The sequence below is a fragment of the Arcobacter sp. AHV-9/2010 genome, assembly GCF_004116575.1.
Classification (GTDB): Bacteria; Campylobacterota; Campylobacteria; order Campylobacterales; family Arcobacteraceae; genus Aliarcobacter; species Aliarcobacter skirrowii.
In genome coordinates this window covers 82,463-95,571 of sequence record NZ_PDKH01000002.1, presented here as the reverse complement: position 1 = coordinate 95,571, position 13,109 = coordinate 82,463, and the positions used below count along the sequence as shown (strand labels likewise).

The following is a 13,109-nucleotide window of genomic DNA, read 5'->3' as shown; positions in this document are numbered from 1 at the left end:
AATTTAAGGAATATACTATGAGACACTTCTTAAGCTTAATGGACTTCTCAAAAGAGGAGATTTTAGAGATTTTAAATCTGGCAAAAAAGATTAAAAATGATGCAAAATCTGGTAAACACAAAGATTATATGCCTAAAAAGATTTTAGGTATGATTTTTGAAAAGAGTTCTACAAGAACAAGAGTTTCATTTGAAGCTGGTATTTATGAGTTAGGTGGAGTTGGACTGTTTTTATCATCAAATGATATACAACTAGGTCGAGGTGAACCTATGAAAGATACTGCTAGAGTAATTTCAAGAATGGTTGATATGGTTACTATTAGAACTTTTGAGCAAGAGAAACTTGAAGAGTTTGCAAGATACTCAAAAGTTCCAGTTATAAATGGACTTACAGATAAACTTCACCCTATTCAATTAATGGCAGATTATCTTACAATCATGGAAGAGGGACTTGATAAAAATCTAGTTGTTGCATATATTGGTGATGGAAACAATATGGCTCACTCATGGCTAAATATGGCTTCAAAACTAGGATTTGAGTTAAGAATTGCAACTCCAAAAAATTATCAAGTAGATCAAGAAGTTTTAAAAGAGGCTCTAAAAGAGGCTAAAAAAAGTGGTGCAAAAATCTCTACTTGTTTTGATCCAAAAGAGGCAGTTATTGATGCAACTGTTGTTACAACTGATACTTGGATTTCAATGGGTCAAGAGGCTGAAAAAAATATGAGAATAAAAGATTTTAGTGGTTTTATAGTTGATGAGAGTATTATGAAACTTGCTAGTAAAAAAGCAATATTTTTACACTGCCTTCCAGCTTATAGGGATTATGAAGTTAGTGAAGATGTACTTGAAGGAGCTCAAAGCAGAGTCTTCCAAGAGGCTGAAAATAGACTTCATGCTCAAAAAGGTATTATGGTTTGGCTAGATAGAAAAAGAGATGAAAAACAAAAAGAGAAAAAAAGTAGAAAAAGAGACAGTAAATAGATGATAGATTTTGCAAAATTCGTAAAATACTCAAAACCAGGACCAAGATATACTTCATATCCTACAGCTCCTGAGTTTAGTGAAAGTTTTACACAAGATGATTTAAAAGGATATTTTAAAAATCAAGATAAAAATAGAAATTTATCTCTATATTTTCACCTACCTTTTTGTAGAAGTGCCTGTTATTTTTGTGGGTGCAATACTATTTTTACATCAAAAGAGGATAAAAAAGTAAGATATATAGAGTATATTAAAAAAGAGCTTGATATTTTAAAAAAATATTTAGATACTTCAAGAGTTGTAACTCAAATGCACTTTGGTGGTGGAACTCCAACATACTTTTCACCATCACAACTAGAAGATTTAATAAAAAAAATCAAAGAGATTTTTCCAAATTTTAGTCTTGATGCAGAGATATCTTGTGAAGTAGATCCAAGATATTTCACAAAAGAGCATATGGATGTTTTAAAAGCTGGTGGATTTAATAGACTTAGCTTTGGAGTTCAAGATTTAGATGAGAATGTACAAAAAACTATTCATAGAGTTCAACCATTTGAACTTACACAAAATGTTATAAAAATAGCTAGAGATGCTGGAATTAAATCTATTAATACAGATTTAATCTATGGTTTACCACACCAAACAAAAGAGAGTTTTAAAACTACTTTAGAGAAGATGTTAACTTTAGATGTAGATAGATTTGCTGTATTTAATTATGCTCATGTTCCTTGGCTTATGAAAACTATGAGAAAATTTGATGAAACGACTTTTCCAAAACCAGATGAAAAACTTGAGATGTTAAAATTTACAATAGATTTTTTCACATCAAATGGCTATAAAATGGTTGGAATGGATCACTTTGCAAAACCTGATGATGAGCTTTTCAAAGCTATTTTAAAAGGTGAACTTCATAGAAACTTCCAAGGATATACTACAAAAGGTGGTGCTGATTTAATTGGAATTGGTGTTACTTCTATTGGAAATGGTGTTGATTATTATGCACAAAACTACAAGGATTTGGAACTTTGGGAAAAAGCTATTGATAATGAAGATTTACCAGTGTTTAAAGGCTATAAACTATCAGATGATGATATTTTAAGACAATATGTAATTATGGAGCTTATGAGCAATTTCTCTTTAAATATCAAAAAAGTAGAAGAGCAATTTAAAATTAACTTTAAAGAGTATTTTGATGATGCACTAATAGCTTTAAAAGAGTTTGAAGATGCACAACTTCTTAAAATATTTGATGATAAAATAGAGGTATTTGCCACAGGAACTATGCTAATTAGAAATATATGTATGCCTTTTGATGCTTATTTAAACAAAATTCCTGAAGATAAAAGAAGATTTTCTAAAACAATTTAATCAAATTTTAATAAAAAACATATAACAATTTTACCCATTAGTAGGTGCTTTAGCACCACTTAGGGGAGAGTAAAATGAAAAAAGCATCTTTTTCTGTAAATAGAAGAGACGAATTTACAGATATACACACACAAAGACTAAATGGACACAATAGTGCTATTTTTGAAAATAGCAACTACAACAGCTACAAGAGCTTTTATAACTACGACAATTTTTTAGAACTTGCAAAACAAAAGTATGAACAAACAGTAAAACAAAAAATGCAACAAAGTGCTATTTTAAATATGTTTCAAGAGGCAATTATAACTATAGATGATACTCACACACAAAATGATTTGGTAAATCTATTTTTTGATTTAAAAGAGAAATTTGGTGGGCATGAACTTATAAATCTTACAATTCATAAAGATGAGGGGTATTTTTTAAAAGATGGTATCACTTATAAACCATATAAAAATATTATAAAAAAAAATGACAACTGGTATATTTGTAGTATTGATAATCCAAGTGAAAAACCAGAAGAGTTTTCACAAATTGTTGATATTCAAACTTATGTAAAAGTTTCAAACCCTCATGCTCATGCTGTTTTTTCTATGTTTGATTTTAAACTTGGAAGAAATGCAAGAATGCAAAAAAAAGATATGGTTGAGAGACTTAAAATAGTTGCAGATATTTTAAAACTTGAATATGCTCCACAAAAAATATATAAAATTTTGGATAGCAATATGGATATTATTGGGGCAAAAGAGCAAGAGTTAAAATCTTTAGAGTTTAAAATAGATTCTAAAAAACAATCAATTTTTGATCTTAATAATAAAATTTTAGCAAAAGAGCATCTTCTTGAAGAGCTAAATCAAGAGCTTACATCAAAACATACAGTTTTAAGTTCAATTGCAAATAAAATAGATGAGAAAAATAGAGAGTTTCAAGATTTGATTACTCATATTTTGACAAAAGAGGATGAAATTGAGAGTTTACAAAGAAAAATTATTGATAAGAATTCACAATTAAATTTGATTGAAGTTAAAATAAAAGAGAGAGAGTTTTTATTAAAGAGCTTGAAAATCAATTGAAATAGATATTAAAAATCTAGATTTTTAATATCCTCTTGGGCTCTTTTTGTTGAGTCTTTGTAGCTTTCAAGTAAATCTATAAGTGTATATAAAAACTTTTCAGAAGCATATGGAAGCATCTGTAGTATGTAGTTGTATAGATGATAGTTTATGTCATTTTGTAATTTTTGATTACTTAGTTTTTCTTCAAATTTGAAGTAGTTTTCTAAAAGTTTTTGCTCTTCTTGATTTGGAGATTTCAAAATATTTTGTAAAATTTTCAATCTATCTTTTGTATTCTCTTCAAATAACTCCGAAATACCAACATCTAAAACTTTTGCGATATAAGGTAACAACTCAGCTTTTATCTCTCTGCTACCATTTAGGTATCCGTAAATTGATGAAATACTTGGCACTTCTCCTGTGCTTTTTAAAGTAGGATTCAATTCAATAAATTTTAAAGCAAAGAACTTTTTGGTCATCCCTTTTTCTACTAAAATAGAATTTATATGTTTTGAAATATTCAAAAAATCTCCAATATTGATAATAAATTATTCATAATGAGTAATATTAATTAAAATCTAAACACTATATTGGTAATATTTTGCACTTAATGTATAAAATTTAGGGGAATATTTTTTGCAATCTATTTTAAAACTACTTCGACCGCATCAATATATTAAAAATCTATTTGTATTTGCACCACTATTTTTTACATTTTCTTTTAATTTTGAGCAAGTATTAGATTGTATTATTGTATTCGTACTATTTTCTTTTATAGCTAGTAGTATCTATATTTTAAATGATTATATGGATATTGAAGAAGACAAACAACATCCAACAAAAAAGTTTAGACCACTTGCAAGTGGAGAGATTAGTAAAAATAGTGCAAAGATACTATTTTTTTCTTTATCAATTCCATCTTTAGTAGCTTCATATTTTATAAATATTGATCTATTTATAGTTCTTACAATCTATTTTGTTTTGAATATTGCTTATTCTTTAGGATTAAAGCATATAACTATTGTAGATATTTTTATTATAGCTTCAGGATTTGTTTTAAGACTTTTTGCAGGGGCTAGTGTGATTGAGAACCAACTTTCAATGTGGATTATAATTATGACTTTTTTATTAGCACTTTTTTTGGCAGTTGCAAAAAGAAGAGATGATGTACTTCTTGCATTTGAAGGTAAAGAGACAAGAAAAAATATAGATGGATATAACTTAGAGTTTGTAAATGCTGTGATGGTTTTTATGGCTGGGGTTATTGTAGTAGCTTATATACTTTATACAGTTTCAGATGATGTAATACACAGATTAAATAGTAGCAATCTATATATTACAGCATCTTTTGTGATACTTGGAGTTATGAGATATATGCAGATAACTTTTGTTGAGGGAAATAGTGGAAACCCTACAAAAGTAGTTATAAAAGATAGATTTTTACAGCTAACTATTCTGTTTTGGTTGGCTAGTTTTTTTGTGATAGTGAGAATATAGTGCTTTTAGTTTTTAAATACTCATTTTTTGCACTAATAGCAACAATTATAAATCTATTCACTCAATTTATAATATTAGCTATATATTTACAAGATTTTAGTCTATATATTGCCATGTTTTTTGGAACACTCACGGGACTTATAGCCAAATACATTTTAGATAAAAAATATATTTTTTACTATGTGGTAAAAGATAAAAAAGAAGATAGTCAAAAGTTTATTTTATACTCAATAATGGGAGTGTTTACTACAGTTATATTTTGGGGATTCGAAATTGGGTTTGATTATATATTTGATAGCGAAATTGCCAAATATATTGGTGCTATTATAGGTCTTAGCATTGGATATGTAACAAAATATTTTTTAGATAAAAAGTTTGTGTTTAAAGGAAATGTATGCAACTAAACAGCTGGGGAATGTATCCACAAATAAAAAATAAAAAATTTACTTTTAATACAAAAAATAATTTAAAAGATGTTTTAAAAGAAAATAATACTTTTATTCCTTTTGGAAATGGAAGAAGCTATGGAGATAGTGCATTAAATGAAAATATAATCTACTGTAAACCGTACAACTATTTTTTAGATTTTGATGAAGAAAAAGGAATTTTACACTGTCAAAGTGGAGTGATGTTAAGTGAAATCATAGAAACTTTTGTTCCTCGTGGTTGGTTTTTAAAAGTAACTCCTGGAACAAAGCTAATAACAATTGGTGGAGCAATTGCAAGTGATGTTCACGGTAAAAATCATCATATAAAGGGGTGTTTTAGCTCTTGTATTGAAGAGATTAATTTGATGCTTCCAAATGGAGAGATAAAAAATATAAAAAAAGATGATGAGCTTTTTCTTGCTACTTGTGGTGGTATGGGATTAACAGGAGTTATTTTAGATGCGAAAATATCTTTAAAAAAAATTAATTCAAAATATATAAACCAAACAACAATAAAAACAAAAAATCTAAAAGAGACTTTTGAAGCTTTTGAGAAGTATTCACATATGCCTTACTCTGTTGCTTGGATAGATTGTTTGGCAAAGAATGAAGATATAGGAAAATGTTTGCTTATGGTTGGGGATTTTGCAGATGATGGAAAACTTGATTTTAAAGAGAAAAAGAAAAAAACTATCTCTTTTAATTTTCCCTCATTTGCCCTAAATAACTTTAGTGTAAAAGCTTTTAATTGGTTATATTATAAAAAAGCACCAATTGGTGAAAGCAAACAAAAAGTAGATATTGATACATTTTTTTATCCACTTGATGCTATAAATAACTGGAATAGAATATATGGTAAAAATGGATTTACTCAATATCAATTTATATTGCCAAAAGATGTGAGCTATGATGGTCTAAAAGAGATTTTAGAAAAAATCTCAAATAGTGGTAAAGGCTCATTTTTGGCAGTTTTAAAACTCTATGGAGAAGCTAATCAAAACTATCTATCTTTTCCTATGAAAGGATATAGCCTAGCACTTGATTTTAAAATTGAGAAAGGGATATTTGAACTCTTAGATAGTCTTGATGAGATAGTTTTAAAATATGGTGGAAGAATATATCTTACAAAAGATGTAAGAGTTTCAAAAGAAATATTTGAAAAAGGTTATCCAAGTATTGAAAAATTTAGAAATTTGAGAAAAGAGTATGGTATGGATAAAAAATTTCAGTCATTACAATCAAAAAGAGTAGGAATATAAAATGAGTTATCTATTAATAATAGGTGCAAAAAGCGATATAGCAAAAGAAGTTGCAAGAGAGTATGCAAAAAATGGCTACAACCTATATTTAGCTTCAAGACAGAGTGAAGATTTAAAAGATTTAGCAAATGATATAAAAATAAAATCAAATGTTGAAGTGGTTTTAAAAGAGTTTGATATAACAAAGTTTGAAACGCATAGTGATTTTTATGATTCACTAGAGCCAAAACCTTTGGGTGTGATAGTTGTTGCTGGTTATATGGCTGAACAAAAAGAGTGTGAAAATGATTTTACTAAAACATTAAATACTATAAATGTAAATTTTACTGGAGCTGTTAGTATTTTAAATATCATTGCAAACGATATGGAAAAAAATAAAAATGGCTTTATTGTAGGAGTTAGTTCTGTTGCTGGTGATAGAGGAAGAAAAGCTAATTATATTTATGGAAGTAGCAAAGCCGCTTTTAGTGCATATTTAAGTGGTCTTAGAAATAGACTATTTGAGAGCAAAGTTCAAGTTTTAACTGTAAAACCAGGATTTGTAGCTACAAAAATGACAGCAGGACTTGATTTGCCAGCAAAACTTACAGCACAGCCAGAAGATGTGGCAAAAGATATTTTCAGTGCTCAACAAAAAGGCAAAGATGTACTTTATACAAAATCAATATGGAGGATAATAATGACAATAATAAAATTAATTCCAGAGTGGAAATTTAAGGGGATGAGTTTATGAGTTTAGAAATAAAGAGATTATTGATAGCATTTTTTATTTTAGTAAATTTTGCAGTTTTTATATCTTTTTCAAATTTTTTCGTATTTGAAAGAGGAATAGCAGAAGTGGATTTAGTAAATTACTCTAAGCCATTAGTTGATATGCATGAACTTTCTAATGAGGGTAAAATAAAGAATTTTTATGTTGAAAATTTTAACAGTGCATATGGAGATGGTACTGAATATATGAAAATGGCTTTAGGAGAAGAATCCTTTCCACCATATTCTTTAAGACCATTTTATCCTAAATTTATCGGCTCAATTGCAGAAATAATTGCTAGTATCTTAGATAAAGAAAATACAAAAGCAACTCAGTTAAATTTATTGCAACCAGTAATGTCTATTTTTAATTCACTATTTTTAGCAATTTCAACGATTTTTATGTTTTTGGCTATAAAAAAATACTTGGATGATGAATTATTATCAGCACTATTAGCATTAGGCTTAATCGTCAATGTTGGTACAATTCAAACATCTCAATTTTTCATGCTTGATGTTATATCTTATTGCGTTGGAGCAATTGCTATATATTTCTTTGCATATCAAAGATATTTATATTTGAGTATTACAATTGGAGTAGGTATTTTAGTAAAAGAAGTAATAGTTATCTATTCTTTATTACTTTTATATCCTTTTATTTTAGATAAAAGAAAATGGATAGATGCTTTAAAATTATTAATAATTCCAATATCTATATTTGTAGGTTTAAGATTATTAATGAATGTTGATCCCCTCTCTATGCAATATGGATGGAATATTTCTAAGGGAGAATACAAATTAAATTACCTTATAAACCATTTAGGAGGAATTAAGCAAGCAATTGTATTTGGTATAAAAGTATTCTTTGCTTTTGGAATTTTATGGTTTTTTGCTTTTAGTTCATTAATATATAAAGAAAAAAAACTAATAATTATTCTATTTTTAATGTTAGTAGCAATTATATTTGCTAATGCTTTATTAGCAAGTAGGGTTCCAAGAGTTATTTTTGTTATGTTTCCTGCAATTGTAATTTTGTCTGCAATTGGAATAAATCAAATTTTGAAAAAAAATGACCCTAACCCTCTTTGATTTCGACGGAACTATCACAAAAGATGATAGCCTTTTAAAGTTTATTAGATTTGTAGTTGGAGATAGAAGATTTTTAGTAGGTCTTGTAGTTTTATCTCCAATGCTTGTTTTATACAAGCTAAAGCTCATTCCAAACTACAAAGCCAAACAATATATGCTATCTTGGTTCTTTAAAGGTATGAGAAAAGTTGATTTTTTTGAAGTGGCTAAAAAATACTCTTTAACTCACATAGATAAGATTGTTAGATTAAAAGCAATAGAAAAAATAAACTGGCATAAAAATCAAGGTCATAAAGTGGTAGTTGTTTCAGCTTCTATTGAGTGTTGGCTTAGACCTTGGTGCGAAAAAAATGGTTTAGAACTTCTTGCTACAAAACTAGAGATAAAAGATGATATTGTAACTGGAAAATTACTTAGTAAAAACTGCTACGGAGTTGAAAAGGTAAATCGTATAAAAGAACTTTACAACTTAGAAAAATATGATTATATCTATGCTTATGGTGATAGTAATGGTGATAAACAGATGCTAGAGCTTGCCCATGAAAAGTTTTATAAACCATTTAGAGATTAGCTTTAAATAGTTAAAAAATAAATTATTTAAAAGTCTATTCAAAATTGGGAATTACCCAATTTTAAACTATAAAAGCTCTTTTACTAAATCAGCAGGAGATTTAGCAGATAACAAATTTGGTGCAACATCAAATGCTGTTTTTGCTCCAAAATCACCTTTTAAAGACATTTTATAAGTAGCTCTTGCATATGCCACAAGTACACTAGCTGTAAACTCTGGATTACTATCAAGTTTTAGTGAGTACTCAATTACTTGATTAATACCACTGCTACTATTTCCACTTCTAATTACAAATCCACCATGAGGCATAGTGTTATGATTTTTATCAAACTCATCTTGAGAGATAAAATTTACAGTTGTATCATAAGGCTCAAAATAGTTAGGCATAGTTTTTATCTCATTTTCAACCTTTTTAGCATCAGCACCATCTTTTAAAACAACAAAACACTCTCTTGTGTGTTTATCTTTTGTACTCAAAGATGGTCTTGCTCCACTTCTTACTTTCTCAATAGCACTATTTGAAGGAATTGTATATTGAACTCCAGCTTTTACACCCTCAACTCTTCTTATTGCATCTGAGTGTCCTTGGCTTAAACCTTTTCCCCAAAAAGTGTATGTTTCACCATCTGGTAAAAGTGCTTCACCAAAAAGTCTATTTATTGAGAACATTCCAGGATCCCAACCAATTGATATCATTCCTACTTTTTTATTAACAAGCGCTACTTTATCAACACTTGCAAAGTACTCTGGAATTTTTGCGTGATTATCATAACTATCAACAATATTGAAATGTTGTGCATATAAAGGTCCTTGTATTGGTAAATCATCTTTTGAACCACCACAAAGAATTAAAACATCTACTTTGTCTTTAAAATCTAAAATATTTTCTACACTATAAACAGGAGTGTTTATTGTAGTTACACTTTTTGGGTCTCTTCTTGAAAAAACAGCCACCAAACTCATATCAGGATTTTTTGAAATAGAAAGTTCAACACCTCTTCCTAAATTTCCATATCCAACAATTGCAACTTTAATCTGATTATTCATGCTAAACGCTCCTTTTTTTAGTAGTAAATTTTTTGCTAAAAATATTGGCAAAAAAAATTGAGACATTATTCTACAATTAAAAAACTTAATAAAATAGTTAGTCTGTTTATTATAAAATAAGCATTTGAAAATTTAGGAGATTTTGTGTACATAATAGATTTTGAAAATATTGATGTTGGATATGATGAGAATATTGTTTTAAAAGATATAAATTTAAAAATAAAAAGTGGTGAACACTTTGCAATTTTAGGTGCAAATGGAAGTGGAAAATCTACTTTATTAAAACTAATACAATCACAAATTCATCCAAGACATACAAAAAAGTTCAAAAAAGAGATTTTTGGAAAAAGTATATACTCAATATTTGATTTAAGAAAAGAGCTAGGAGTTGTAACAAATGATCTACACAACTATTTTGAAAAAGAGGCTGGTTATTTAACTGGCTTTGAAGTTGTATTAAGTGGGTTTTATAGCTCAATTGGAATATTCACTCATCAAGATTTTACAAAAGAGCAGATAAAAAAAGCTCTTGAAGTTATGAACTTTTTGGAAATTATTGATTTAAAAGATAAAAAAGTATCAGCTATGAGTACTGGAAATTTAAGAAAATGTATAGTTGCAAGAGCTTTAATTCACAATCCAAAGGCATTTGTTCTTGATGAGCCTACTGTTGGTCTTGATATAAAAGCACAAATAAATTTTATAAAAATGTTAGAGAAACTCTCTTTAAACTCAACTATTATTTTAGTAACACACCACCTTGAAGAGATTTTTCCTCAAATAAAAAAAGTAGCTTTGATCTATAATCAAACTATTTATAAGTGTGGAAAAAAAGATGAGATTTTAACTAGCGAAAATTTAAGTAAAATTTTTGATACAAATTTAGTAGTAAAAAGTAAAAACCAAAGATATTTTATTGAGGAGATAGTATGAAAAAAATAGCCAAAATTCTAGGTGCTTTAATAGTTTTTTATCTATTATTGGGATTTTTTTTAGTCCCTTTTATTGCCAAAAAACTTATTATTTCAAATTTAGATAAAACCTTAATTACAACAACAAAAATTGATAAAATATACTTCAATCCAATAAGCTTTGAACTAAATATCAAAAATTTTGCTTTGGTATATGAAGAAGATACTCTTTTCTCTTTTAAAAATCTATACATAGATATTGCAAATTTAAAATCACTACAAGAGAGACATTTAAGAGTAAGAGATATATCTTTAGATGAAGCATATATAAATATTATTGATAAGGAAGGAAATATAAATTTTGCAAACTTATTAAAAGATAAAAAAGAGAGCAAAAAGAGTTTAGATAATCAAGAAGAGAGTGAAAATAGCTTTGATTTTTTTATATATAAAATTTCATTAAAAAACTCAAAAATCAACTATACCAAATTTGTAAATGATGAGAAATTTAATATAAATCTAAAAGATTTAAACTACACAATATATGACTTTGGAACATTTAAAAACTACCTATCTTCAAACAATCTTGAAGCTATTATAAATCAAAATAGCAAACTTAGTATTAAAGCTGGTATTAAATTAAATCCACTAATTATTGATGGTCAAATTAAAATAGATGATTTAAAAATAAACGATATTTTGGCTTTTGATAAAAAACTTTTTAATTTTAAAATAAATGATGAATCAAATATCAATCTTATTTTAAACTACAATATAAACTTAGAAGATAGTTTAAAACTAAAGTTGTTTAGTAAACTGTTTGAAATAAATAATACAAAAGTGATAAAAGATGATGATGAGATTTTATATTTAAATAAATTTGCAGTTGAAGATACAAATATAGATTTAGATTTAAAAAATATTGATATAAATTTAATCAAATTTGATGATTTAACAACAAATATGATTTTAAATAAAGATGGTTCAAACTTCTCAAATTTGATAAATAGTAAAAAAGAGGAGAATCAAAAAGAGATAGAAGAAGAGAAAAATGAAGATGATAAATCTTGGGATTTTAAAATATCAAATTTAAATATTGACAATTTAAATTACAATTTAGTTGATAATGTTACTAAGTCAAGTCTAAAAATTGACTCTTTAAATTTAAATACAAAAGATATAGATTTTATAAACTCATCTTTTGATTTTAAAAGTTTGGATTTTAATATTTTAAACTTGAATTTTACAAATGAAAATATAATTTTTCATACAAAAAGTAATAGCACTACTGATAAGTTTGAAACAGATTTATCAAATATAAAAGGAAGTATAGTACCAAAAAATAAATTGTATCAATTTGATTTAGATGCAATAGTTGATAGATATGGTGTTTTAAACTCAAAAAATATTTTAAATATTCATGATTTTAAAGAGTCTTCAGATATTAAACTTATTTTGAAAAATATCAATATGGGTAAATTTTCAACTTATAGTTCAAAATATCTTGGTAGAAAACTTGATGGTGGAAGGTTGGATTTGAATTTAGATTATGATATTAAAAACTCAAATTTAAAAGCGAAAAATGAACTAATAATAAAAAATATAGAGTTTACAGATAGTGTAGCTAGTCAAAATTCAGTTGTTTTACCTTTAGATTTAGCAGTTGTTCTTTTAGAAGATTTATCAAAAACTATTGATATTAATCTTCCTGTTTCTGGAAATATTAGTAATCCACAATTTTCACTAGCTAAAATAATATGGAAATCTTTTTTAAATCTAATGACAAAAGTTGCAACTGCTCCTTTCTCACTGGTTGCTTCAATGTTTGATTTTAGTGAAGATGAGATAAAAAGTGTTAATTTTGCAAAAAATGAGCATGAGATAACTCCTGTTCAAAAAGAGACTTTGGATAAAATCGCAATAATATTAAATAGTAAAAAAGAGTTAGGTATCAATTTTTCTGCATCTTTTAATGAAAAAGAGGAGAGTGAGGAGCATTCAACTTTAAGAGCTTTAAATATAAAAGAGTATTTAATCAAAGAAAAAAGTGTAGATGAGAGACAAATTTTAATAGATAATCAAAGTGTAAAAACAAAATCAGATATTGATTTAAATATAAAACTTTTAAAATAACCGTTACAAAATAGTTAC

Annotated in this window: 13 protein-coding genes; 11 read left to right on the top strand and 2 right to left on the bottom strand. The window is 27.0% G+C overall.

Annotation, left to right across the window (positions count from 1 at the left end):
- Window positions 1–17 precede the first annotated feature (17 nt).
- The 3 genes from argF (at window position 18) to CRU94_RS04205 (ending at window position 3,424) form a co-directional block, all read left to right on the top strand.
- Entirely contained in the window at window positions 18–983 is a 966-nt protein-coding gene (gene argF, locus CRU94_RS04215) for an ornithine carbamoyltransferase (protein ID WP_129105568.1), read from the top strand.
- A complete protein-coding gene (gene hemN, locus CRU94_RS04210; RefSeq protein WP_129105567.1) occupies window positions 984–2,351 on the top strand; it encodes an oxygen-independent coproporphyrinogen III oxidase in 1,368 nt (455 codons plus the stop codon).
- A gap of 74 nt (window positions 2,352–2,425) precedes the next feature.
- Window positions 2,426–3,424 (top strand): hypothetical protein, encoded by a 999-nt coding sequence (locus CRU94_RS04205; RefSeq protein WP_129105566.1) that lies wholly within the window; start codon window positions 2,426–2,428, stop codon window positions 3,422–3,424.
- 8 nt (window positions 3,425–3,432) lie between these two features.
- On the opposite strand, the gene CRU94_RS04200 is transcribed toward CRU94_RS04205, so the two are convergent.
- Entirely contained in the window at window positions 3,433–3,930 is a 498-nt protein-coding gene (locus CRU94_RS04200; RefSeq protein ID WP_129105565.1) for a hypothetical protein, read from the bottom strand.
- 112 nt (window positions 3,931–4,042) lie between these two features.
- Between CRU94_RS04200 and CRU94_RS04195 the strand changes: the two genes are divergently transcribed.
- From CRU94_RS04195 to CRU94_RS04170, 6 genes are read left to right on the top strand one after another with little or no spacing between them, the layout of a single operon-like run.
- Window positions 4,043–4,903 (top strand): decaprenyl-phosphate phosphoribosyltransferase, encoded by an 861-nt coding sequence (locus CRU94_RS04195; RefSeq protein WP_129105564.1) that lies wholly within the window; start codon window positions 4,043–4,045, stop codon window positions 4,901–4,903.
- Window positions 4,903–5,307 (top strand): GtrA family protein, encoded by a 405-nt coding sequence (locus CRU94_RS04190; protein ID WP_258237390.1) that lies wholly within the window; start codon window positions 4,903–4,905, stop codon window positions 5,305–5,307. Before CRU94_RS04195 ends, CRU94_RS04190 begins: the two co-directional genes overlap by 1 nt.
- Window positions 5,298–6,590 (top strand): FAD-binding oxidoreductase, encoded by a 1,293-nt coding sequence (locus CRU94_RS04185; protein WP_129105562.1) that lies wholly within the window; start codon window positions 5,298–5,300, stop codon window positions 6,588–6,590. The genes CRU94_RS04190 and CRU94_RS04185 overlap by 10 nt, the downstream gene beginning before the upstream one ends.
- 1 nt (window position 6,591) lies before the next feature.
- On the top strand, window positions 6,592–7,323 hold the full coding sequence (locus tag CRU94_RS04180; RefSeq protein WP_129105561.1) for an SDR family oxidoreductase: 732 nt from the start codon (window positions 6,592–6,594) through the stop codon (window positions 7,321–7,323).
- Entirely contained in the window at window positions 7,320–8,429 is a 1,110-nt protein-coding gene (locus CRU94_RS04175) for a hypothetical protein (RefSeq protein WP_129105560.1), read from the top strand. Before CRU94_RS04180 ends, CRU94_RS04175 begins: the two co-directional genes overlap by 4 nt.
- Window positions 8,410–9,000 (top strand): HAD-IB family hydrolase, encoded by a 591-nt coding sequence (locus CRU94_RS04170; RefSeq protein ID WP_129105559.1) that lies wholly within the window; start codon window positions 8,410–8,412, stop codon window positions 8,998–9,000. Before CRU94_RS04175 ends, CRU94_RS04170 begins: the two co-directional genes overlap by 20 nt.
- 66 nt (window positions 9,001–9,066) lie before the next feature.
- Here the strand turns inward: CRU94_RS04170 and CRU94_RS04165 are convergent, their stop codons facing one another.
- Complete coding sequence (locus CRU94_RS04165; protein ID WP_129105558.1) at window positions 9,067–10,047, bottom strand: diaminopimelate dehydrogenase; 981 nt, start codon at window positions 10,045–10,047, stop codon at window positions 9,067–9,069.
- Between the two features lie 144 nt (window positions 10,048–10,191).
- Between CRU94_RS04165 and CRU94_RS04160 the strand changes: the two genes are divergently transcribed.
- Complete coding sequence (locus CRU94_RS04160) at window positions 10,192–10,980, top strand: ABC transporter ATP-binding protein (RefSeq protein ID WP_129105557.1); 789 nt, start codon at window positions 10,192–10,194, stop codon at window positions 10,978–10,980.
- The gene (locus tag CRU94_RS04155) at window positions 10,977–13,091 is read left to right on the top strand and encodes a DUF748 domain-containing protein (RefSeq protein WP_129105556.1); all 2,115 of its coding nucleotides are present in this window, start codon (window positions 10,977–10,979) and stop codon (window positions 13,089–13,091) included. Before CRU94_RS04160 ends, CRU94_RS04155 begins: the two co-directional genes overlap by 4 nt.
- The last annotated feature ends 18 nt before the right edge of the window (window positions 13,092–13,109 follow it).

What these genes read in the sequence shown, in the direction of transcription:
- CRU94_RS04175 (WP_129105560.1), top strand. Translation starts at nt 7,320, where the DNA reads ATGAGTTTAGAAATAAAGAGATTATTGATAGCATTTTTTATTTTAGTA.
- CRU94_RS04170 (WP_129105559.1), top strand. Translation starts at nt 8,410, where the DNA reads ATGACCCTAACCCTCTTTGATTTCGACGGAACTATCACAAAAGATGAT.
- hemN (WP_129105567.1), top strand. Translation starts at nt 984, where the DNA reads ATGATAGATTTTGCAAAATTCGTAAAATACTCAAAACCAGGACCAAGA.
- CRU94_RS04205 (WP_129105566.1), top strand. Translation starts at nt 2,426, where the DNA reads ATGAAAAAAGCATCTTTTTCTGTAAATAGAAGAGACGAATTTACAGAT.
- CRU94_RS04155 (WP_129105556.1), top strand. Translation starts at nt 10,977, where the DNA reads ATGAAAAAAATAGCCAAAATTCTAGGTGCTTTAATAGTTTTTTATCTA.
- CRU94_RS04180 (WP_129105561.1), top strand. Translation starts at nt 6,592, where the DNA reads ATGAGTTATCTATTAATAATAGGTGCAAAAAGCGATATAGCAAAAGAA.
- CRU94_RS04185 (WP_129105562.1), top strand. Translation starts at nt 5,298, where the DNA reads ATGCAACTAAACAGCTGGGGAATGTATCCACAAATAAAAAATAAAAAA.
- CRU94_RS04165 (WP_129105558.1), bottom strand. Translation starts at nt 10,047, where the DNA reads ATGAATAATCAGATTAAAGTTGCAATTGTTGGATATGGAAATTTAGGA.
- argF (WP_129105568.1), top strand. Translation starts at nt 18, where the DNA reads ATGAGACACTTCTTAAGCTTAATGGACTTCTCAAAAGAGGAGATTTTA.